This is a genomic window from Tautonia sociabilis, assembly GCF_003977685.1.
Taxonomy (GTDB): domain Bacteria; phylum Planctomycetota; class Planctomycetia; order Isosphaerales; family Isosphaeraceae; genus Tautonia; species Tautonia sociabilis.
This window is the reverse complement of the sequence record NZ_RYZH01000015.1, coordinates 15,754-37,864: the sequence shown is the minus strand read 5'-3', so window position 1 is coordinate 37,864 and position 22,111 is coordinate 15,754. Positions and strand designations below refer to the sequence as shown.

Genomic DNA, 22,111 nt, shown 5'->3' with positions numbered 1-22,111 from the left:
CAGGTCGGCCGAGCCGCCGCAAGGTCCGCCGATCCTGCCCGGGCCCATTGGAGTGAGGATGGAATGGTGTCATCGTTGAGCCTCTTGCGTCAGAGGCATCCGCTTGCGGACCCGAAGGAGCAGCGAGCGATCCTGCGAGCGAACGGCCGCTTCCGCCCGTTCGCCCGGAGCCTGGCGGATGCAGGGCTGTGGCCACTGCGGGCCGATGGCATCCGGGTGCTGCAGATCAACGTCGGCAAGAAGTGCAACCAGGCCTGTGCGCACTGTCATGTCGACGCCGGCCCCGACCGTCGCGAGGTGATGACCCGCGAGACGATCCAGGCCTGCCTCGACGCCGTGGCGCGGGGGCGGATCCCCGTCGTGGACATCACCGGCGGGGCGCCGGAGATGAACCCGCATTTCCGCTGGCTCGTCGCCGAGGCCCGCGTCCTGGGGACGCACGTCATCGATCGCTGCAACCTGACCATCCTACTCGCGTCCGGCTTCCGCGACCTGCCGAAGTTCCTGGCCGAGCACCGGGTCGAGATCGTCGCCTCGCTCCCTTGCTATCTCGAGGAGAACACGGACAAGCAACGCGGGGACGGGGTCTTCGGGCGTTCGATCGCGGCCCTGCGGGAGCTGAACGCTTTGGGATACGGGCACGCGGGCAGCGGACTCGAGCTGACGCTCGTGTACAACCCGGTCGGCCCGACGCTGCCTCCCGATCAGGCCACGCTCGAGGCGGCCTACCGGCGCGAATTGGGCGAGCGCTACGGGATCGTGTTCTCCCGGCTCTACACGATCACGAACCTGCCGATCAGCCGCTTCCTCGAGGACCTGCTCCGGACGGGCCGTTACGAGCAGTACATGCAGGTCCTGATCGACGCGTTCAATCCCGCGGCCGTGCGCGGCCTGATGTGCCGCACGATGCTCTCGGTCGGATGGGATGGACGCCTCTTCGACTGCGACTTCAACCAGATGCTCGACCTGGAGCTCGCCGGGGGCCAGCCCCGCCACATCGCCGGCTTCGACCCGGACGTGTTGGCGTACCGGCCGATCGTCACGGCGCAGCACTGCTACGGCTGCACGGCGGGCTGCGGTTCGAGCTGCCAGGGGAGCATCGTCGGTGCCGATTCCCCGCCCGACCGGCGAGGCCCCGGGACCGCCCCATCCGAACACCCGAATTGAGGGAGGAACTGATGCAACTGGAGATCTTGCAAGAAGAGAACGCCCCGGTCGAGGCCCGGCGGGAGATGCAGCGGATCCGAGAGCGGTACGGGTTCGTCCCGAACCTGATCGGTCTGATGGCCCACGCACCGGCGCTCTTGAAGGCCTACGAGGGCCTGCAGCGTCTGTTCGACGAGACGTCCCTGTCTCCCGTCGAACGTCAGGTCGTGGTGCTGACGACCAGCGCCGTGAACGGGTGCGAGTACTGCGTCGCCGCCCATTCGCTGGGGGCCAAGATGGAGCAGGTCCCGCCGGACGTCGTGGATGCGATCCGCGCCGGCCGGCCGATCGCGGACGGCCGCCTGGACGCGCTCCGGACGCTGACCGCCGACATCGTCGGCTCGGGCGGCTGGCCGTCGGAGGCCACGATCGAGCAGTTCCTGGCGAACGGTTATGCCCCGCACCAGGTGCTCGAGGTGGTCCTCGGCGTCGGGATGAAGACCCTCTCGAACTACACCAACCACATCGCGCACACACCGCTGGATCCGCAGTTCTCGCCGGCGGCCTGGACGTCCACCGCTCGTGCCACACGTTGACGAATATCGGTAAATCTTATGGTCACAACGATCCTCCTCATCTCCGGCCTGCTGCTCGCGTTCGCCAACGGCGGGAACGACAACGTCAAGGGCGTCGCGACGCTCTTCGGGAGCGGGACGACGGACTACCGGCGCGCCTTGTACTGGGCGACGGGGACGACGCTGATCGGGTCGTTCGTGGCCGTGCTGATCGCCCAGACGCTGCTGGCGCGGTTCAGCGGCAAGGGCCTCGTCCCGGACGAACTCGCCGCGTCCCCGCACTTCCTGGCCGCGGTCGGGATGGGGGCGGGCCTCGCTGTTGTCCTGGCCACCCGGATCGGGATGCCGATCTCGACGACGCACGCGTTGGTGGGCGCCCTTGTCGGGGCCGGTGCGGCCGCGGCCGCGTCGGTGCACTGGGGGACCCTGGGAGCCGCGTTCTTCGCCCCGCTCTTGCTCAGTCCGGTCCTGGCGCTCGTTGCGACGGCCGCCGTCTATCCGGTGTTCCGCGCCATCCGGGTTGGACTCGGGGTCGGGAAGCAGAGCTGCTTCTGCGTCGGCCTCGAGCCGGTCGAGATCGTGCCGCTGCAGAGCCCCGCGGCAGCCTTGGAGCGGAGCCGACACCTGACGCTCACGCTCGGCACGACGGTCACATGCCATGAGCGGTACGAGGGGCAGGTGCTGGGGGTCAACTGCCGCGCCCTCCTGGACGCCCTGCACTACCTCTCGGCCGGGCTCGTGAGCTTCGCCAGGGGGCTCAACGACACCCCGAAGATCGCGGCGTTGATGCTTGCGGCCCCGAGCATCGGCACGGCCCCGAGCATCATGGCCTGCGGCGTGGTTATTGCCGCTGGCGGCCTGACGAGCGGTCGGCGGGTGGCGGAGACGATGGGCCGGCGCATCACGCCGATGAACGCGGGGCAGGGATTTACGGCGAACCTGATGACGGGCCTGCTCGTGATCGGGGCCAGCCGCTTCGGCCTGCCGGTCTCAACGACCCACGTCTCCTGCGGATCGCTGTTCGGCCTCGGCGCCGTCACGGGCGGCGCCCGCCGCGCGCAGGTCGTCAAGATCGTCCTGGCCTGGGTCGTCACGCTTCCCGTTGCGGCGACCCTGGCCTGGGGCAGCTATCAGATCGTTTCCTTTGGGGGGTGAGAGGTTCTGCAGCTATTGGTTCGCTCCAGGGGGAAAGGAGGAGCGCCGCGCCTTTGGACCCCTCTGCAAAAGAAATAGTTCCGCGGCCGAAGATGGGCCTCGGATCAGCAAACTTGAAGCAACCACGATGGACGAGACATACGAAACCTGCCTGATCCGGCTGCGGCCCCGTGACGACGTGGTCTACATCAGCCAGAACCGGTCGGTCCTGGCCACCGGGCGGGACGGCTTCGTCGACGGCGGGCCGGAGCGCGGGCTGTTCGTCCACCAGACGAGGTTGCTGTCCCGCTACCGCTATCTCGTCGACGGCCAGCCGCCGCAGCCCCAGGCGCTGTCGAACGTCGAGCAGCACTCCTGGCTTGGCTACTACATCACCCGGCCGCCCGATCCATGCGGCGGCGACCAGTGCAACACGCTCGGCCCCGGCGATCCGACCGCCCGAGGGACCGTCGAGCTCCGCATCTCCCGGGTTCTTGGCGATGGCCTGCACGAAGATGTGGACCTGACCAATTTCGGCCAACGATCGGTAGCGTTTACGTTACAGTTGGATTTGGATGCCGACTTCGCCGACAAGGACGAGACAGCGGGCCGACGCCAGCAGGACGGGCGGATCAGCCGCACGTGGCGCCGGGTTGGTGAGGGGGTCTGGGAGCTCAATCTGGATTACCGCGAGGAGCACTCCTACGACCACCAAGGCAACGCCGGTGTGGCCCGGATCCACCGCGGAGTCAGGATCCACATCGAGCGGGCTGACTCCGCCCCGGCCTACGAGCGGGGTCAGATCCGCTTTCCGATCGAACTGGCCCCGCATGGAATTTGGCATTCATGCATTAATGTAGTTCCGATCATCGAGGGTCGGGTGCTGCCGGTACTCTACCCCTGCCGGGCGCTCGCGGGCACACACAACGATTACGACCGGTGCCGGCAGCGGTTCCTCCGCGAATCGACCGCCTTCGCCGCCCCGACGAGCCGGACGCTGTCGCACGTCGTCATCGGCACCCTCGAACAGGCCAGGCGCGACTTGGCGGCCCTACGCCTACACGACCTCGACCAGGGTGAGCGAGCCTGGACGGTCGCAGCGGGGCTCCCCGGGTACCTGGGATTGTTCGGCCGGGATACGCTGACCGCGGCGTGGCAGGCCGCGTTGATCGGCCCGGAGTTGATGCGTGGCACGTTGGCGGAGCTTTCCCGTTGGCAGGGGTCTGAGGTCAACGACTGGCGCGACGAGCAGCCCGGGAAGATGCTGCACCAGGCGGACACCGGGCCGCTGGCATCACTGGGTTTCAACCCGCTCGCACGCTATTACGGTTCGATCACCACCTCGGGGTTTTACCCGGTCGTGGTCTCCGAGCTATGGCACTGGACCGGTGACAAAGAGTTGATCCGGCCCCTGATCGGGCCGGCCCTGAAGGGGCTGCGTTGGCTGGACGAGTACGGCGACCTGGACGGCTACGGCTTCTACGAGTACCTCACCCGTTCGGAGCAGGGGCTGAAGCATCAGGCCTGGAAGGATTCGGGCGACGCGATCGTCCACGAGGACGGCTCTGCGGCCCAGCCGCCCATCGCCACCTGCGAGGAGCAGGGCTTCGTCTACCTAGCCAAGCTGCACCAGTCCGAGGTGCTCTGGTGGCTGGACGAGAAAGCCCAGGCGAGGCGGCTCTATGCGGAGGCCGAGGAGCTCAAGAAACGCTTCCACGACGCCTTCTGGATGGAGGAGGAAGGTTTCTTGGCGCTGGGGCTCGACGCGCACAAGCGGCAGATCAGTTCGATCGGGTCGAATGCCGGCCATTGCCTGGCCACCGCAGTCGTGGATCAACAGGCGGCGCGCCGCATCGCCGATCGGCTGCTGGAGGACGATCTTTTCAGCGGCTGGGGGGTCCGGACGCTGTCGTCACGGCACCCCGCCTATGATCCGTTCAGTTATCATCGCGGATCCGTTTGGCCAGTCGAGCAGGGAACGTTCGCGATCGCCTTTCAACGCTACGGGCTGCACGGTCACCTGCAACGCCTCTGCCATGCGCTTTTCGAGGCAGCTGCGATTTTCGATGCATTCCGATTGCCCGAGGTGTTCAGCGGCCACCAACGGGACGCCGATCACCCGTTTCCCGCCCACTACCCCGGCGCCAATGCGCCCCAGGCCTGGTCGGCGTCGGCGGTATTCTGCCTGCTACAAGCGCTGCTGGGGCTCTATCCGTACGCCCCGCTCGACGTCCTGCTGATCGACCCCCACCTGCCCGAATGGCTGCCGGAGATCACGTTGCAGAAATTGCGGGTGGGGTCGGGTGCCACGACGATCCGCTTTTATCGCAGGCAGGACGGGTCGAGTGGCTACGAGGTGCTCGAGAAATGGGGCACCTTGCATGTCGTCCGGCAGCCCAGCCCCCGGTCCCTGACGGCCACCTTCGCCGAACGGCTGAGCGACGCCTTGTCGAGCCTGCTGCCGGGCAGATGAACGGGAGGATGATGAGTGGCTATGAGCCGATCGCGTACCCCGGAAGAGAGCGGCGTTGCCCGCGCATCGGCCGTCGCCCGGCCGACCATCAGCACCCGGCTGAGGGCGCTCATGGCACCGGATCGAATCGAGACTAGGCTTGGAGCGAAGGGCGCCGGATCGTGGACACCCGCGTCTCGCGACGATCGTTTGGGATCTTCGATGACGCTGGAGGTCGGGCAATGGCGGTGATTTCGAACTTGGAACGATTCCTGCCGTATCCGCCTGTCGAGCAGCACGGCGTGATCGGCGACCGGCGCACCGCGGCCCTGGTCGCCGCCGACGGCACGATCGACTGGCTCTGCCTGCCGGATTACGACGGCCCGAGCCTCTTCGGGGCGTTGCTCGACGCCGAGCGGGGCGGCTATTGGCGGGTCGGCCCCCCGGGGCCGGTGTCCGGCCGACAGCGTTATCTCGGCGAGAGCGGCGCACTCCTGACGAGCTGGTCGAGCGGAGACCACGAGCTGGAGCTCACCGACGTCATGGCCTGGCCCGGGGATCGGTCGAGTGATGAGGGGAGGCGAGCGGTCATTCGGCGACTGAGCGCCACCCGGGGCGATTCGCCTGCGGTCCTCGGTATCTGGCCTCGAGTCGACTTCGATCGGCCGATCGCGTGCGAGCCAGCATCCGGCGGCCTGGTGCTGCACCTCGCTGAACACAACCTGGGGCTGTGGGCCAGCGGGTCGGTCGAACCGACCGAAGGCGGTGCCTGCGGAAGCTTCCACCTGCGCGAGGGGGAGGAGTTCTGGGCCGTGCTCGTCCTCGGCGAAACCCCCGATCGATGGTCGGTCGATCGGGCCCGAGACGCGATGGAGGAGGCGATCCGCTACTGGACCGGGTGGCTCGACGGGCTCACTTACATCGGGCCTCGCCGGGAACGGGTGCGCCGCACGGCCCTGACGGTCCACCTGCTCGGCTATGCCCCGCAGGGGTCGCTGGTCGCGGCGCCGACGACGTCGCTCCCGGCGCGGATCGGGGGCGACCAGAATTGGGACTACCGCTACGCGTGGGTCCGCGACGCCTCGCTCTCGCTGGCCGTGCTGGCGCTGCTCGGCGACACGGAGATGGCCAGGCGCTACATGGACTGGCTCTCCGGGCTGGGCTCCTCGACCGATGCGCCGCTTCAGGTGCTGTATGGGATCCGGGGCGAGGCGGACCTGACCGAGCGCAGCCGGGCGGATCTCGAAGGCTACCGCGGCTCGCGGCCCGTCCGGTTCGGCAATCACGCCTACAACCAGGTCCAGCTCGACTCGCTCGGCTACTTCAACGATTGCGCGCTCGTCTACCTGGAGCAGGGAGGCCGGTGGCGCGAGGAATACTGGCGACTCGCGAGCCGCGTCGCCCAGCACGTCGCCCGCACCTGGACCCGACCGGATCACGGCATCTGGGAACTCGATCGGCAGCGCCATTACGTGAGCAGCAAGGTGATGGCCTGGGTGGCCCTGGAGCGGGCGAGCCGGATCGCCGAGCGGATCGGCCGCGAGGACGAGGCCGCGGCCTGGCGGCCCGTCATGGAGGCGATCCACGCCGAGGTCATGGACCGGGGCTGGAGCGAGCCGCTCGGCGCCTTCCGCCAGCACTACGACGGCGAGGGCCTCGACGCCTCGGCCCTCTTGATCCCGGTGATGGGGTTCCTGCCGGCCGACCACCCGCGGGTCCTGGCGACGACCGAGCGGATCGTCGAGCGGCTCGTGATCGACGGCTTCGTCTACCGATTCGAGCCGCGAGAGACCTTGGGACCCGCGGCCCAGCCGCTCGGTGACCACGAGGGGAGCTTCCTGCCCTGCACCTTCTGGCTCGCGACGGCCTACGCCAAGGCCGGCCGTGCGAATGATGCGGATGCGGTCCTCGACCGGGCCGAGGGGGTCACGGGGCAGCACGGGCTGCTCGCGGAGGGCTTCGACCCCCTCTCGGGCGCCGTGCGGGGCAACAGCCCGCTGCTCTTCTCGCACGTGGAGTACGTGCGGGCGGTCGTGGAGACGGCCAAGGCCCGGCCGCTGGACAAGGCGCGCCTGATGGTCGGTCGCATGAAGGAACGTGTCACGAAGAGCCTCGGACTCGGGGACTGACTACGATCGGGGGACCCATTGAAGGGGCGATTTCGACAATCGGATGGAGGACAACGATGATGGAGACGAACGCGAGGGTGCTGAGTCGACAGCTGAGGACCGGGTCCGGGCGGTTCCTCTCGAACCGACGGACGATCGCCGGCCTGGCGCTCGGGGCGGCGGGGTCGATGGGGCTCATCTCGCTCTATCAGATGGGCCTGATCGAGCACCTGCCGGAGCCGCCGCTCCCCTGGCTCGATGCGGATCGGGTGGACGCGGCCCCGGAGGCCTACCAGCGCATGGGGCTGCCGATGCCCGACGCGGCGCTCGGCCTCGTCAGCTACGGGACCACGGTCGCGCTGGCGGCGATGGGCGGGGCGGACCGCACGACGGAGCAGCCCTGGATCCCGCTGGCGATGGCCGCCAAGGTGGGGGTCGACGCCGTCCAGGCGGCCAAGCTGACGTGGGAGCAATGGGCCGAGCACCGGGCCTTCTGCTCGTGGTGCCTGCTCGCCGCCGGGCTGACCTTCGCCGCGGTGCCGCTCGCGATCCCGGAGGCCCGGGCCGCGTTACGCCGCCCGGGCGGCCAGGCGGATGGCTACGAGGAGATTGCGCGGGAGGCGGGATCATGGACCTGAGCGGGGCCGTCGTCGCCGGGCTCGTCGCGACCTCGATCATGACCGTGCTGATCTACGTGGGGCCGAAGATGGGCATGCCGCGGATGGATATGCTGGGCATGCTCGGGACGATGTTCACCCAGAAGAGGGCGGTGGCTTATCCGCTCGGGACCGTCCTCCACTTCGCGATAGGCGTCCTCTTCGCCGCGGCCTACGCGCTGCTATGGGGCCGGGGCCTCGGGGATGCGACGTGGCCGTGGGGGCTGGCCTTCGGCGCCGCCCACGGCGTGATCGCGATCGCGGTGCTGCCCCTGATGCTCCGGATGCACCCCCGGCCGCCCGGCATCCGCATGACGCCCCTGACGGTGGCCGGCATGATGATGGGGCACCTGGTTTTCGGCCTGGCGGTTGCGCTGGTGTACGGAGCCCTCAAGGCGAGCGGCTGATCCCCGCGGATCGGACTGATGAGGCCCGTGATAGTGAGGGAGACTGGCCCGATACTTCAACACAAGCGCGAGCGTCAGCGCAGAGAGGGCAGAGTTGACGCTGGTCGTGATCGCCAGCGGGAGGCAGCAGCCCTCGATCAGGTAGTGGGCCAGGGCGTAGAAGAGGGCCATGAGGCTGCTCGCGCTCCACAAGAGCCAAGTCAACAGCGAGTGATTGTGGCTGTCCTTCGTGCGGTGCAGCGTGACGATCTGGGGCGCGAAGCCGAAGAGCGACGCAGCGACGGTCGCGATCTGCAGCAAGTCTGCGAGATGGATGATGGTCTGTGGGTGCACGATTCGCGATTCCCCGGCAAGGTCTCCGTCCCGGCCACAACGACCCGGTGCCGGGGCCAGTTTGGGTACGATGCGCCGAACGATCACGCGGATTCACGGTCGTCTCCGCCTTGGCCGCAGGCATGGGTTTCGAACCCGGCGATCCACCGACTGCGCACCGCCTCGGCCACGAAACCCACGAGGGCCTCCGGGTCATCTTCGCCGGAGTGGTCGAGGCAAATCTGCTTGAGCGAGTCCCCATCGACGACCCGACGGAGGATGTCCCAGAACTCGCGGGAAACGGCGCGGATGCGGGGTATGAAACCATCGGTGCGCGAGACCACGATTCGGTAATCCCCCCTGCGCAGTATGTATCCCGCCTCCAGCGAGCCGCTGCGGACGAGGCTCCAGATCTCATGCACCGGGTAGGGCGACGAGATCAGCGACAGCGAGCGGCTCGGCAGGAGCCGGATGTCGATCTCCTCCGAGGCCATGACCTGAGCAAGGGCGTCGAAGTCGAAGGGGCCGTTGTCGGCCGCGTGGTAGCTCCAATACCAGCACCATTCGAGCTTCGCTACGTCGGCGACGTACTCAAGGTGCGCGGCTTCGGGCCGTGTCGGGAGGATCTCCTGCAGGAACTCGCCGAACCGGGCGCCGTAGGCATTGAGGTTCCGCGACGTCGACGGATGCCCGGCGATGTAGTGCGAGGCGAGCAGGGTGAAGTAGTTCTCGCCGACGAGCGAGCGGGTGACGGGATAGGTCTCCTCCAGGGCGCGGTGCAGGCTGCCGCGGTAATTCCGCACATAGACCGCGATCGAATCGTGCGCGGACCGGTCCGCGGGCCCGCGTACGAGGGCCGCCAGCTCGGGCGTCGGCTCGCCCCGCAGCAGCGCGCGGGCGAACAGGTCTTGGGTCTCCCTAAGGCTCGGCATCGGGACGCGAGAGGATATCGGAGGCTCGCCGTGCCTGATCTCGGAGGACGGAGAACGGCGGCAGGTCGTTGTCCCACTCGACGAGGGTAGGTATCGGCCCGATCAGCGAGGTCACTTGCTCGAACAGGTCCCAGACGGGATCGGCGACGGCCGAGCCGTGCGCGTCGAGCAAGAGGCCGTCGCGCACCTCATGTCCCCCCAGGTGGGCCTCGCGGATCCTCCCTGAAGGGAGCGACGAGACGTACCCGAGCGGATCGTAGCCCAGATTCTCCGAGCTGACGAACACGTTGTTGATATCCAGCAAGATGAGGCAATCGGCACGGACTGAGACGGCGGAGAGGAACTCCGCCTCGGACATCTCCGAATCGGCGAAGGTCAGGTAGCTCGAGACGTTCTCGACCAGGATCTGCCCGCCGAGGAACTCCTGCACCGCCTCGATTCGCCGCGCCACGTGGGCGATCGTCTCCTCGGTGTAGGGCAGGGGGAGCAGGTCGTGGAAGTAGTGCCCGTGGGCCGAGGTCCAGCAAAGGTGCTCGGAAACCCAGGCTGGCTCGAACCGTTGAATGAAGGTCCGGAGCTTCTCGAGGTAAGCGAAGTCGAGCGGATCAGTAGACCCGATCGAAAGCCCGACGCAATGCAGCGTGATCGGGTAGTCTTCCCTGACCCGTTCGAGCGACCTGAGAGGGAAACCTCCGTCGGCCATATGGTTGTCGATGAGCACCTCGAACCACGGCACGTCCGGCCGCGAATCGATGATCTCGTACGCGTGCGCCGCCCGGAGACCGATCCCGGCACCCGAGATCGAGTCCCCGGTCGCCGCGCCGAGCTGCGCGTCAGGCCGCATCTTCCTCCGAGTCATCCTTGGCGGGGACAATCTTGGCCACCCTGCCGCCGATCTTCTCGCACACACCCTCGGGGACGTAGACCCACTCCTGCGGGTCCTTGTCCTTCTTGGCCATGCCGGCACAGGCGTGCGAGCCGTCGAGCGAACCGCAGTCGTTCTTGCCCTTGAGAGCGACTCCCGCACACTTCTCCCACTCCTCGGGCGCGCCCGGAACGGCCTGCGCCTCGCTGGCAACAGCGGCAGATCCGAGTGCGACGATCCCCAGCAAAGTTCTCCTGAACGCACAGTCTCTCGTTCGCGTCGTCATAGGTAATTCCTCCTAATGCAGTGTCGAAAGTGCTATCAGTGTACAACATCGGAACTCGTGGAAAACAAGGAAAATAAGGGATAAATCGATGAGAAAATTGATGCAAGTTGTGTTAGCTGTCTCACTGATTTTCCGGGCCGACTGTGCTTGGGCCGACATCGAGGGCAGGAAGGCGGCGGCGGTTTCAGGCACCGAAGCAGCGATAGCGCTCCCGGGCGCCGAAGCCTTCCCGGAGGAACTCATCGAACGGTTCTCGAGGCGCAGAGAGACCCTCGGGACGAATTACGTCCCGCGCACGAGGCACGTTCGATCGGACGGCCGGGCACGCTATACGAACCGGCTCTTCCTCGAGGCGAGCCCGTATTTGCTCCAGCACGCGCACAACCCGGTCAACTGGTATCCGTGGGGCGACGAGGCCTTCGAAGTTGCACGCAAACTCGAGCGGCCCGTCCTCCTGAGCGTGGGCTACTCGACTTGCCACTGGTGTCACGTGATGGAGGAAGAGTCGTTCGAGGACGAAGAGATCGCGAGCTTTCTCAACTCCCACTATGTCGCGATCAAGGTCGATCGCGAGGAGCGGCCCGACATCGACGCGATCTACATGGCGGCTGTCCACGCGATGCGGGGCAGCGGCGGCTGGCCGATGACGGTGTGGCTCACGCCGGATAAGAAGCCGTACTTCGGAGGGACCTATTTCCCGCCCAGGGATGGTGACCGCGGATCGCGCTACGGGTTTCTGACGCTGCTAAAGCGGATGCACGGGGCCTTCAAGGAGGACCCGGAGGGCGTCGCAAAGGCGGGCGCGCGCCTTCAGGCCTTGGTTGAGCGGTCGCTGAATCCAACGCCCGACCTCACTCTTCCTGACGCCCAAGTCATCCGGAATGCCGTGCAGTACTACATGACGGCCTTCGATCCGGTGCACGGTGGCCTGCGCCGGGCGCCGAAATTCCCGAGCAGCTTCCCCGTCCGGCTCCTGTTCCGATTCAGCCGAAGGAGTGGTGACGGCGAGCCGCAGCGGCGTGCCCTGTACACGCTCGAGAAGATGGCGCGAGGCGGCATGTATGACCATGTGGATGGGGGATTTCACCGCTATTCGACCGACGCGCGATGGCTGGTGCCGCACTTCGAGAAGATGCTCTACGACAATGCGCTCCTGGTCGTGGCGTACCTCGAAGCGTGGCAGGTCTCGGGGAGCGAGGAGATGAAGCGGGTGGCGCGCGAAATACTCCGCTACGTCGAGCGGGAGATGACGGCGCCCTCCGGCGGCTTCTACTCGGCGACCGACGCCGATAGCCTCACGCGCTCCGGGCATCGCGAGGAGGGCTATTTCTTCACCTGGAGGCCCGAGGAGATCGATTCTTTGCTCCCTTCCCGCGAGGCGGAGCTGGTGAAGCGACACTTCGGCGTCACGCCCCGAGGAAATTTCGAGGGCAGGAACATCCTCCACGTGGCCACGCCCCTCGCCGACGTCGCGAAGCAGCTGCACCTCTCCGAGCAAGACGCTCGACAGCTGCTCGAGAGCGCCCGGGCGAAGCTGTACGAGGCCCGCTCGAAACGCCCATCTCCGCTCCGCGACGAGAAGATCCTCACCGCATGGAACGGGCTCATGATCAGCGCCTTTGCCCAGGCGGGCCTCCTGCTCGACGAACCGCGCTACGTCGAGGCGGCCGCACGGGCGGCGACCTTCGTCCTGGAGGAACTCCGTCAGGGCGGGCGGCTCTTGAGGAGCTACAAGGACGGGAAGGCCTACGGGGACGCCTTCCTCGACGACTACGCGTTCTTCATCGCCGCGTTGCTCGACCTCTACGAGTCTTCGCGGGAGCCCAGATGGCTCGGGTTGGCGATCGATCTGGAGGAATCGCTCCGCCGCGACTACGAGGACGATCAGAATGGGGGATTCTACATGACGAGCGATCGCCACGAGCAGCTGCTTGCACGAGAGAAGCCCACGAGAGACGGAGCGATTCCGTCTGGAAATGCGGTGGCGTTGATGAATCTCCTGCGGCTGCACGAATTCACCACGAAGGTCGAGTATCATACCCGGGCGATGAAGGCACTGCGAGCGATGTCCGGCTCGGTGCGGAAGCAGCCTGTCGCTCATGCAGAGTCGCTCCTCGCCCTCGACTACCACCTCGACGACGTGAAGGAGATCGTGATCGTCGCGCCCCGAGAGGACTCGCTCGGGCTGTCGACGCTGATGTCGGTGTTTCGCCGGACTTATCTGCCGAACAAGATCTTATCGGTGGTCCCCGCTCGAGAGCAGTTACCGTCGCACGCGGCGCTGGTGCCCCTGGTCGCGGAGAAGCGGCCGCTCAAGGACAGGGCGACCGCGTACGTCTGCACGAGACGCGTCTGCAAACTGCCCACGAGCGACCCCGAAGTCTTCAGACAGCAAATTGTTCAGGCGAAGGATTACGAATCTGCTCGCTGAGGAGCGAGCCATGCCTCGGACCCCCTCTACACTTGGAACCGGACGAATCGCCCGTCGATCCCGACGGCTGGCGCATAAGGAGATCGATGAAGGATCGCGAGCACGACCCGGCAACGCTGGATGCGAGTTGTCGGCGGCGTCTGCTGCCGACAATCGCGGAGCACGTGGCGCGTCTTGCTGCCTCGATTCGTTCGAGCGACCCGGTCCACCGAGAGGCCGGAGACGCTCTGACGGCGTGGATCGCGGCGAACTTCCGGCCGGGCCGGTCTCTGCCGGTTGTCGCGGTCTGCACCGGCAACAGCCGCCGGAGTGTGCTTGCTGCGGCGATGGGGAACGTCGCCGCCGCCTACTGGGGGCTGCCGGAGGTCCGCTTTCATAGCGGCGGAACCCACCCGATCGCCGTCGATCCGCGCACGGTCGCGGCCCTGAGGGCGATCGGCGTGGAGGTCGAACCGACGGGAGCGGAGGCCCCGACAGCCGGGTGGCGCGGCGGCAACGCGGTGTACCGTTTCTGCTGGGGCACCCCGCGGGATCCGGCCGACGCGTCGGAGCTGGCTTCCGTCGTGTTCTCGAAGCACTACAACCATCCGGGCAATCCGCAGGCGGGGTTCGCCGCCCTGATGGTCTGCGACGAGGCCGACGTCGCCTGCCCGGCGGTGCGTGGCGCGTCCCTGCGGCTGTCGATGCCGTTCGCCGATCCGAAGGCGCACGACGGGACCCCTGATGAAGCCGCAAATTACGCCGAGCGTCGGGACGAAATCGGTCGACTTTTGTTGTGGGTCATGATGCGGGCCCGTCACCGCCTCTCATGCCGGTGATCCGGCGAACGGTGAGGCGACCACCCCGGCAGATCCCTGCGGCGGCGGCTCCCCTCCCGATCGGCCCTTGACTCCGTACCAAGGTACGGGCCTTAGAATGCTTCGGAGAGGGGAAAAGCAATGGGATATCTCAGGACAGGAGAGCTCGCCAGACGAGCCGGGGTGAACGTGGAGACGCTCCACTTCTACGAGCGGAAGGGGCTCCTCCCGGAGCCGCCTCGGCGGGCCTCGGGGTACCGGGAGTATCCCGCGGAGAGCGTCCGCCTCATCCGGTTCATCAAGAGGGCTCAGGAACTGGGGTTCTCGCTGAACGAGATTCACGAGCTCCTGGCCCTGCGCGTCCGGCCGGGCGTGACCTGCGCGCAGGTCCGGGAGAGGGCGGAACGCAAGTCCGCGGAGGTACGGCGCAAGATCGCCGACCTGAAGGCCATCGAGCGGGCCCTCCGGAAGCTCACGGCGAGCTGCTCGGGGCGCGGACCGGTCGCGATCTGCCCCGTCCTCGAGTATCTGGAAGGAGACATGCTATGAAAGATCCGGATGTCGCCCTCATTCTCGACCCGGCATGCCCGAACGTCCCGCAGGCCCGGTCGAATCTCCGCAGCGCCTTCGAGGCCATCGGGCGGACGCCGCGCTGGCGGGAACTCGACCGAAACGCGCCGGGCACGCCGCCGGAATGGGCGCGGTTCGGATCGCCCACGATCCTGGTCGACGGCCGCGACGTGGCGGGCACGGAACCGACCGAGGCCGGCAACTCGTGCCGCCTCTATCGCTCCGGAGACGGGCGGCTCGCCGGCGTGCCGAGCGTCGAGCTGCTCGCGGCCAAGCTGCAAGGGCCAGCCACGGCATCGTCGTGGAAGAGCACGCTTTCGGTGCTGCCCGCCCTGGCGGTCGCCTTCTTGCCCGGCGTCACGTGCCCGGCGTGCTGGCCCGCCTACGCCGCCTTGCTCTCATCGCTCGGGGTCGGATTCCTGCCGACGACCCCGTACCTCTTGCCCCTCACGCTCGCGGCCCTCGCCGTCCCGCTCGCGGTCCTGGCCCTGCGGCTCCGGCGCGGGCAGGGCCTCGCGCCGCTCCTCATCGGCGTCGCCGGGGCCTTGCTCCTCGTGGTGGGCCGGTTCGCCCTCCAATCGGGCGGCCTGTTCTACGGCGGGGCTGCGATGCTCGTCGTCGCCTCGGCCTGGGACGCGTGGCCGAGGTGGAGAAGATCAACATCAAGCGCGGCCGGGCCCTGCCCGGCCTGCTCCGCCGCCCAAATAACAAACGCCAGGAGGCAACGCGTATGACAGCAACAACGAAAAGGAAGGTGGAGATCTTCACAGCGGGATGCCCGGCCTGCGAGGAGGCCGTTTCCCTTGTGAAGAGCCTTGCGTGCGACTCGTGCGATGTCGAGGTGCTCGACATGAAGCAACCGGACATCGCGCAGCGGGCCGAGCGCTATGGCATCCGCTCCGTCCCCGCCGTCGTCGTCGGCGGGAAGCTCGCTCGGTGCTGCTCCCGGCCGGCCATCGACGCCGAGGCGTTGCGCGCCGAGGGCCTCGGGCAGCCGGCCCGAGCGAGCTTGGGAATTTGAGTCTAAGGAGACTTTCCCCGCGAACGGGCAGGGTGCCGGACCGGCGGGGTGAGGCGAATCATGGCGCCCGGGCGTCATCCCCGAGTAGAACTCACCGCGCGTGCCAGTGGCCGCTCCCTTGGAAATCCTCGGCGAATGCAGGGGAGAGAGACAAGATACCAGTCGAGCGCTCTGATGAGCAAAAGAGCCTGCATCCCGTTCGCACCCGTTACGCAGCTGGCAGCAACGTTTCTCCTGCTGCTCGCACCGCTTGTCGGTTGTGGGTCGAACTCGTCGTCGGGCACCGAGACTGGCAGCGCAAGAGCGGCGGGCGATGTCTCCCCCGCTGTACTCCAGTGGCAGCACAACATGCTCGTATTTGGCTCCCGGCACTGCAGTCGCGAGACGATCCAAACGCAGCAGACTTGGGAAGGCGGGGTCTGGTATTACGACGGGGCGAGGGCGTTCTATCAGATCGCCGATTACTCGGGCGACAGGCGATGGGAGGAATGTGCGCGTTACGTGATCGAGATGTATCGAAGCTACGTGCTCGAGAACCAGGGGCAGGTCCCCGGCTGGCGCGTCTTCCCCCACGGCCTCCTAGAGCACTATCGACGGACCGGCGACGAGCGGTCACGAGACGCCGTGCTCCTGCTCGCTCAGGGGTCGGCGTTCGCGGCAAGCTCCGGGGGCCCCGACAGTGCCCTGAGCCGTGAGACGGCGTACATCATCAATGCCTACCTCGCCGCGCAGGAGCTCGGCGCCCCCGGCCTCGAGCTTCCCCTCGAAACCGCCGTCTCTTACGCACTCGGGCACATCCGGGCATGGATCGACGGGACGGCGGCGTCGGCGAAGCCGTTCATGATCGGGCTCACGCTCGAGGCCCTGATCAACCTGCACGGCCGGACCGGGGATCCGCGCGTGCCGGACGCCGTCCGTTCCGCGCTGAACTGGCTGTGGGATACGGGCCACCTCGCAGCAGGGCACACCTTTCCCTTCATTCTCTGTCGGGAGGGGGTCCGGAGCGAAGAGTGCCGTACGCTGCAGGACAGCCCGGCGCCCGACCTCAATCTACTGATCGCCCCCGCGTTTGCTTGGCTCCACTTCGTTTCCGGCGACGAAGAGTCGGCTGTTCGAGGGGACAGGGTTTTCGAGGGGGGCGTGTTCGGGGCCGATCTCAGCGCCGGGAAACGCTTCACGCAGAACTATCGCTGGAGCTTTGACTACCTCCGTTGGCGCGCCGGCATCACGAGCTTTGTCCAGCAGCCTGGAGCCGCCGCGAACGTTCAGCTCGCGCGCCCTTCCATGAGCGGGAGGTGACACCCCGAGTGTTCGTTCGTGTGGCCTCCTACCTCGAGCTTGCCGAGGTCGAAGGCTGAGCAGCTATGGCCGGCCTCTCCCAAAAGGAACTTGGATTTGGCTAGCGGAAGCCCTCGAACGGCCCCCGGAGCGCGGCGAGCCGTCCTCCGCACATTCCAGCCCGAAGACGGCCAGCGGCGCCTCCCGCAACCGTGCCCGGTACCGGTCGCTTGCACTTTGCGCGATTTTCTTACGACCGACCGCCGAAAACGCCGGGAAATCCAGGGGTACAGCCCATTAATGCTCGTTGCAGGAGCCCACATGGGGGCACAGAAACTCGCCGATCCCTCGAAATCCCCGGAAAAACCGCGATCCGGCGCGTGAGAAAATCGCGCAAAGTGCAGGGTCGCCCGAGACGAGCAGGTATTGGCGGATGGTCTTTCCCAGCACGTCGGCCAACACGACGGACCCCACGCAACCGTCTTCGATGGCGATCTCACCCGCGGTGAGGTGCTCCGCGCGGCATTCGGCATCGAGTGCCTCGCGGAATCCGGATAGCGATCGGAACGCCCAGCGCGACTCGAGGAGGCGCGTGCGGAAGTCGAAGTTTGAACCGCTTTTCCGGATGCTCGTAGGCGGCCATTCGAACGGCCGACGACTTCGGCCGGGAATCCGGCAGAATGGCACCTGGTCTCAGTGTTCCCGAAGACCGCCTTGCCGTGAGCCAATGACTGGACTTGCGCGAAGATTTCGCCTTGACTCCGTACTAGGGTACGGGCTGTAGGATTGGCGGGGAGAGAGGACGACCATGGGAAGCCTCAAGACTGGAGAACTGGCCCAGCAAGCCGGGGTGAACGTCGAGACGTTGCGTTTCTACGAGCGCAAGGGGCTCTTGCCCGACCCGCCCCGGCGTCAGTCGGGCTATCGGCAGTATCCGGAGGAGAGTGTCGACCGGATCCGGTTTATCAAGCGTGCCCAGGAGGTGGGGTTCTCGCTCGACGAGATCCGGGAGCTGCTGGCCTTGCGCGTCCGTCCGGGGACGACCTGTTCCGGGGTGCGCCAGCGGGTTGAGCAGAAGATCCGGGATGTGCGGCGGAAGATCGCGGACCTGGAGGCCATCGAGCGAGCGCTGACCGAGCTGACGGCCTCGTGCTCGAGCCGAGGACCGATCAGCGAGTGCCCGATCCTGGAGAACCTCGACGGAGAATTCCCATCTCCCCGCGAAGCGAAGGCGAAGAGCCGCCGACCGTGAGGGAGCCCTTTTCCGGAACCATATACGGGAGCAGACCGATGATGGAAGAAGAGCGGAGCGAGTCCTCGGGAGGGAGCCGGATTACCCTGCTCGCACTGGGCGTCGTCGGGCTCATCGCCCTCGCCGTGGGTGCCTACGCTGCGAAGGGGCCGCTGGGAGGGGCGCAATCCGCCTCGTCCAAGAGCGCGGAGCCGACGGCGGCTCCGGATGTCGCGATGCAGACGGTCGCCATCCCCGTCGAGGGCATGTCCTGCGCGGCGTGTGCGGCGAGCATCAAGAAGTCGCTCAAGGCCGTCGATGGGGTCGGGTCGGCCGAGGTCAGCCTCGAGCGTCGCGAGGTCGTCGTGCGCTATGCGGGAGAGAAGACGACCCCCGAGCGCCTGACCTCTGAGATCAACGAACTCGGCTACAAAGCATCCCTCCCTGAAGAGGCGAAGAAGGCCGACGCTGCCGAAGCCGCGCCGCCCGAGTCCCGAGTGAAGACGGCCACGATCCCGGTCCAGGGGATGGCGTGCGAGTCGTGCGTGGAGACCGTGGAGGGGCTGCTCCGCTCGCTGCCCGGCGTCGAGGACGCCCGGGTGAGCCTCAAGGAGCAAGAGGCGCTGGTGCGGTACGTCGATGGGGAGGTGACCCCCGAGCGCCTGGCCGAGGAGATCCGCGCCCAGGGCTTCGACGCGGGGACCCCGAGCACGGAGGGCAGGAAGTGACGCTCGAAGAGTTCCTCCGTACGTCCGGCTCGAGCCTGCCCGAGGGCTCGGTCCTGGCCCTGGGCGTGGCGTTCGTCGCGGGGATCCTGGCCAGCGCGGTCTGCCCGTGCACGCTGCCGGTCGGGCTCGGGATGGCGGGCGTCGTCGGCGCCACGGAGAGCCGGTCGCGCCGGGCGGGGTTCCTGATCGCCCTGGCCTTCTTCGCGGGGATCGTGGCGAACCTGACGCTGCTCGGGGCCGTGGCCGGTCGGCTCGGGGCGATCCTCACCGAGTCGTTCGGCCGGTACTGGGCGCTGACGATGGCGGTCGTCTCGTTCGTCGCGGCGCTGGTGGCCTTCCGCGGCCCGCGGTTGGATGTGGACCAGCTCGCGGCGTTGCGCAAGCCCGGGCTGCCCGGGGCGTTCGGTTACGGGTTCATCTTCAGCCTGGGCACCTCGGCCGCCCCGCTCCTGCTGCTCCTGGCGGTGGCGGCGAGCCAGGGACAGCCGGGATACGGAGCCCTGCTCGCCTTCATCTTCGGCCTCGGCCGCGGCTTCCCGTTCCTGCTCGTCGGCCTCTTCGCCGGGGCTCTGGTCCGCCTGACCCGCATCGGGCTGTGGCGCCGGGCGATCCAGGGGCTCAGCGGCTCGGCCCTGCTCTTCGTGAGCGCGTATTACACCAGGGCGTTCTTCGCCCTGCTTTGAATGGGGGGACGTGATGGCAACCGAAACGGTCCAGATGAAGGTCTCGGGGCTCATGTGCTCGTTCTGCACGATGAGCGTTGAGAAGGCGCTGAAGCGCCACCCGGGCGTTAAGGGCGTGATGGTCAACCTCGTCCACGGGGTGGTCCTGGTCGAGGCCGATACGGCGCAGATCAGCCGCCCGGAATTGGCCGAGGCCGTCGAGAAACTCGGCTATAACGTCGCGTCGACCGAGGTTCAGCAGTATGCCACCGATGAGGCGCTCCACTCGTTCATCAAGCGGCGCGGCCTCATCGGCATGGCGCTGGCGCTGGTCGATCTGATCGTCGACCCGCTGAACCTATTCGCGCTGCCCGAGCAGATCCGGGCCTATTTCAGCCTGGCGGTTGCTGCCTTCGTCCTGCTCTGGGTCGGCTGGCCGATCCTCAAGAAGACGCTGCTGGCGCTGCGTCAGCGCGTCATCAACGCCAACGTCCTTCTCTCGACGGCCGCCTGGGGCTCGTTCGTCGTCGGGACCGTTTCGTTGTTCGACCCCCGCTGGCCGAACTTCCTGCCGGTGGCCGCGTGGCTGATGGCGCTGCACCTGTTCTTCGGCTACTTCAAGCTCGATACCCGCAAGAAGGCCGCCGAGGCGGTGCGCAAGCTGCTCTCGCTCCAGCCGCCGCGGGCCCGGGTGCTGCGCGGCGGGCAGCCGGTCGAGGTCCTGACCAAGGACGTCGCCGTCGGCGAGGTCGCCCTGGTGCGCCCCGGCGAGCGGATCCCGCTCGACGGCGAGGTGGCCGGGGGGACCGCCAGCGTGGACGAGTCGAGCTTCACCGGCGAGTCGGTCCCGGCGACGAAGACGCCCGGCGACGAGGTCATCGGCGGGACGCTCAACCTCGACGGCGCGCTGCAAGTCCGGGTGACGAAGGTCGGCGCCGACAGCTTCCTCAGCCAGATCGTCCGGCTGATGACGCAGATCGTCGAACGCAAGCCGCCGATCGAGCTTTTGGCCGACCGGCTGATGAATTACTACGGTCCGGTGGTCTTCACCGCCGCCGCCCTGGCATTCCTCGGCTGGATCCTCGTCACCGGCAACTGGATCGCGGCGACGCTGGTGCTGCTGACGGTCGTCATCATGGGCTACCCCTGCGCACTGGGGATCTCCACACCGATGCTGTCGGCCATCGCGGGGGGCAAGGGAGTCTCGATCGGGCTTTTGGTCAAGGCCAGTGAGGTCTTCCACGGCCTATCGGAGGTGGACACGATCGTCTTCGACAAGACCGGGACGCTGACCCACGGGCGGCCGACGGTCACCGACATCGTGCCGTTCGGGATCGAGACCGGGGAGCTGCTGGGCCTGGCCGGTTCGGTCGAGGCCCACTCGGAGCACCCGCTGGCGCAGGCGATCCACTTCTATGCCCAGCGGGATGGGGCGCCGGTGCGGGAGGTCCGCGACTTCCGCGCCGTGCCGGGCAAGGGCGTCTCGGCGACCCTCGATGGCCGGGCCGTCGCGCCGGATCTCAATGGTTCGGGCACCGCAACCGCCGTCGAGGAGGTCGAGATCCTGGCCGGCCGGCCGGCCTTCCTGGAGGAGCGGGGCATCCGCCTCGCTGAGGAGGTACGGGCGCAGATCGACGCCCTGGCGGCCGAGGGGAAGACGGTGGTGGTCCTCTCCCGTGGCCCGGAGGTCGTCGGCCTGATCGGGCTCCAGGATCAGCCGAGGCGCAGTGCCGAGGGCCTCGTCGCCAAGCTCCGCCGACGCGGGCTCCGGACGGTCATGCTCACCGGCGATTCCCGTCCGGTAGCTGAGGCGATCGCACGGCGGCTGGAGATCGACGAGGTCCGCGCCGAGCTGCTGCCGCCCGATAAGGTGGCCGCGATCGACGCGCTGCAGCGGGAGGGCCGCAAGGTCGCCATGGTCGGCGATGGGATCAACGATGCTCCGGCGCTGGCCCAGGCCGACGTCGGCATCGCCATCGGGGCCGGCACGGACGTGGCGATCGAGTCGGCGGGCGTGATTCTGATCGGCGAGCACCTAGAGGACGTGCTCAACGCGCTGGACCTGGGCAAGGCGAGCTACCGGACCCTGACGGCGAATGTTGTGATCGCCGTGCTGTTCAACATCGGCGGGATGACCCTGGCGGCCCTGGGGCTGATCACGCCGCTGTTGGCCATCGGGGTGATGATCCTGAGCATCTTCGCCATCCTGCTCAACACGCTGCGGGTCCGGGCCTTGCCGTTCGAGCGCATGTCGGAGGCCGAGGCCGGGCCGCTGGCCGAGGTCGAGTTCCTGGTGCCGACCATGGTCTGCGAGGGCTGCGCGCAGAAGATCAGCGGGGCGCTGGGGGCGTTGCCGGGCGTGCGGGAGGTCAAGCCGAAGGTGCCGCAGAAGCACGTCACGGTGCGGTACGAGCCGGCGAAGGTGAAGGAGGAGCAGCTCAAGGGGGCGTTGGAGGAGACCGGATTCACCGCCGTCGAGGCGTGAGCGGGTCACGTCCGCGCCACCGCGACGGGGTGAGG

General features: G+C 67.5%; 20 protein-coding genes and 1 pseudogene. 17 read left to right on the top strand and 4 right to left on the bottom strand.

Translation table 11 applies throughout. From position 1 onward, the window contains the following. Nucleotides 1–63: 63 nt before the first annotated feature. The 7 genes from arsS to TsocGM_RS26950 all read left to right on the top strand — a co-directional run bounded on the left by arsS (nucleotide 64) and on the right by TsocGM_RS26950 (nucleotide 8,478). Nucleotides 64–1,167 (top strand): arsenosugar biosynthesis radical SAM (seleno)protein ArsS, encoded by a 1,104-nt coding sequence (gene arsS / locus TsocGM_RS09490; protein WP_126725071.1) that lies wholly within the window; start codon nucleotides 64–66, stop codon nucleotides 1,165–1,167. Nucleotides 1,168–1,178: 11 nt separating this feature from the next. Continuing rightward, nucleotides 1,179–1,742 (top strand): carboxymuconolactone decarboxylase family protein, encoded by a 564-nt coding sequence (locus TsocGM_RS09485; RefSeq protein ID WP_126725070.1) that lies wholly within the window; start codon nucleotides 1,179–1,181, stop codon nucleotides 1,740–1,742. A gap of 18 nt (nucleotides 1,743–1,760) precedes the next feature. After that, nucleotides 1,761–2,876: an inorganic phosphate transporter gene (locus TsocGM_RS09480; RefSeq protein WP_126725069.1), complete on the top strand. Its 1,116-nt coding sequence runs from the start codon at nucleotides 1,761–1,763 to the stop codon at nucleotides 2,874–2,876. 127 nt (nucleotides 2,877–3,003) lie between these two features. Continuing rightward, nucleotides 3,004–5,328: an amylo-alpha-1,6-glucosidase gene (locus TsocGM_RS09475; protein ID WP_126725068.1), complete on the top strand. Its 2,325-nt coding sequence runs from the start codon at nucleotides 3,004–3,006 to the stop codon at nucleotides 5,326–5,328. A 221-nt stretch (nucleotides 5,329–5,549) separates the two neighbouring features. After that, nucleotides 5,550–7,436: a glycoside hydrolase family 15 protein gene (locus TsocGM_RS09470; RefSeq protein ID WP_126725067.1), complete on the top strand. Its 1,887-nt coding sequence runs from the start codon at nucleotides 5,550–5,552 to the stop codon at nucleotides 7,434–7,436. A 56-nt stretch (nucleotides 7,437–7,492) separates the two neighbouring features. After that, nucleotides 7,493–8,053: a vitamin K epoxide reductase family protein gene (locus TsocGM_RS09465; RefSeq protein ID WP_199756740.1), complete on the top strand. Its 561-nt coding sequence runs from the start codon at nucleotides 7,493–7,495 to the stop codon at nucleotides 8,051–8,053. Continuing rightward, nucleotides 8,044–8,478 (top strand): hypothetical protein, encoded by a 435-nt coding sequence (locus tag TsocGM_RS26950; protein WP_233578671.1) that lies wholly within the window; start codon nucleotides 8,044–8,046, stop codon nucleotides 8,476–8,478. The genes TsocGM_RS09465 and TsocGM_RS26950 overlap by 10 nt, the downstream gene beginning before the upstream one ends. A gap of 156 nt (nucleotides 8,479–8,634) precedes the next feature. Here the strand turns inward: TsocGM_RS26950 and TsocGM_RS27895 are convergent. From TsocGM_RS27895 to TsocGM_RS09445, 4 genes and pseudogenes are all read right to left on the bottom strand, one after another. Next, nucleotides 8,635–8,811 (bottom strand): annotated as a pseudogene (locus TsocGM_RS27895) (PQ-loop domain-containing transporter); the annotation flags it as partial. A gap of 83 nt (nucleotides 8,812–8,894) precedes the next feature. Further along, complete coding sequence (locus TsocGM_RS09455) at nucleotides 8,895–9,722, bottom strand: HvfC/BufC N-terminal domain-containing protein (protein ID WP_126725066.1); 828 nt, start codon at nucleotides 9,720–9,722, stop codon at nucleotides 8,895–8,897. After that, complete coding sequence (gene bufB, locus TsocGM_RS09450; protein ID WP_126725065.1) at nucleotides 9,709–10,566, bottom strand: MNIO family bufferin maturase; 858 nt, start codon at nucleotides 10,564–10,566, stop codon at nucleotides 9,709–9,711. The genes TsocGM_RS09455 and bufB overlap by 14 nt, the downstream gene beginning before the upstream one ends. Next, a complete protein-coding gene (locus tag TsocGM_RS09445; RefSeq protein WP_126725064.1) occupies nucleotides 10,556–10,873 on the bottom strand; it encodes a BufA1 family periplasmic bufferin-type metallophore in 318 nt (105 codons plus the stop codon). The genes bufB and TsocGM_RS09445 overlap by 11 nt, the downstream gene beginning before the upstream one ends. 88 nt (nucleotides 10,874–10,961) lie before the next feature. Here TsocGM_RS09445 and TsocGM_RS09440 point away from each other — a divergent pair, with 88 nt between their 5' ends. From TsocGM_RS09440 to TsocGM_RS09395, 10 genes are all read left to right on the top strand, one after another. Continuing rightward, nucleotides 10,962–13,304 (top strand): thioredoxin domain-containing protein, encoded by a 2,343-nt coding sequence (locus TsocGM_RS09440; RefSeq protein WP_199756739.1) that lies wholly within the window; start codon nucleotides 10,962–10,964, stop codon nucleotides 13,302–13,304. A gap of 32 nt (nucleotides 13,305–13,336) precedes the next feature. Next, the gene (locus TsocGM_RS09435; protein ID WP_158633453.1) at nucleotides 13,337–14,122 is read left to right on the top strand and encodes a hypothetical protein; all 786 of its coding nucleotides are present in this window, start codon (nucleotides 13,337–13,339) and stop codon (nucleotides 14,120–14,122) included. A gap of 120 nt (nucleotides 14,123–14,242) precedes the next feature. After that, nucleotides 14,243–14,650: a MerR family transcriptional regulator gene (locus TsocGM_RS09430; RefSeq protein WP_126725062.1), complete on the top strand. Its 408-nt coding sequence runs from the start codon at nucleotides 14,243–14,245 to the stop codon at nucleotides 14,648–14,650. After that, nucleotides 14,647–15,405 (top strand): hypothetical protein, encoded by a 759-nt coding sequence (locus tag TsocGM_RS09425; RefSeq protein WP_126725061.1) that lies wholly within the window; start codon nucleotides 14,647–14,649, stop codon nucleotides 15,403–15,405. Before TsocGM_RS09430 ends, TsocGM_RS09425 begins: the two co-directional genes overlap by 4 nt. Next, nucleotides 15,402–15,692, top strand: a complete 291-nt coding sequence (locus TsocGM_RS09420) for a glutaredoxin family protein (protein ID WP_126725060.1) — start codon at nucleotides 15,402–15,404, stop codon at nucleotides 15,690–15,692. The genes TsocGM_RS09425 and TsocGM_RS09420 overlap by 4 nt, the downstream gene beginning before the upstream one ends. Before the next feature lie 174 nt (nucleotides 15,693–15,866). Further along, nucleotides 15,867–16,991 (top strand): glycoside hydrolase family 88 protein, encoded by a 1,125-nt coding sequence (locus TsocGM_RS09415; RefSeq protein ID WP_126725059.1) that lies wholly within the window; start codon nucleotides 15,867–15,869, stop codon nucleotides 16,989–16,991. Nucleotides 16,992–17,778: 787 nt separating this feature from the next. After that, nucleotides 17,779–18,222, top strand: a complete 444-nt coding sequence (merR, locus tag TsocGM_RS09410; RefSeq protein ID WP_126725058.1) for an Hg(II)-responsive transcriptional regulator — start codon at nucleotides 17,779–17,781, stop codon at nucleotides 18,220–18,222. Between the two features lie 38 nt (nucleotides 18,223–18,260). Further along, nucleotides 18,261–18,929, top strand: a complete 669-nt coding sequence (locus tag TsocGM_RS09405; RefSeq protein ID WP_126725057.1) for a heavy-metal-associated domain-containing protein — start codon at nucleotides 18,261–18,263, stop codon at nucleotides 18,927–18,929. Continuing rightward, nucleotides 18,926–19,612, top strand: a complete 687-nt coding sequence (locus TsocGM_RS09400) for a cytochrome c biogenesis CcdA family protein (RefSeq protein ID WP_126725056.1) — start codon at nucleotides 18,926–18,928, stop codon at nucleotides 19,610–19,612. Before TsocGM_RS09405 ends, TsocGM_RS09400 begins: the two co-directional genes overlap by 4 nt. Before the next feature lie 13 nt (nucleotides 19,613–19,625). After that, complete coding sequence (locus TsocGM_RS09395; RefSeq protein WP_126725055.1) at nucleotides 19,626–22,076, top strand: heavy metal translocating P-type ATPase; 2,451 nt, start codon at nucleotides 19,626–19,628, stop codon at nucleotides 22,074–22,076. Nucleotides 22,077–22,111 lie beyond the last annotated feature (35 nt).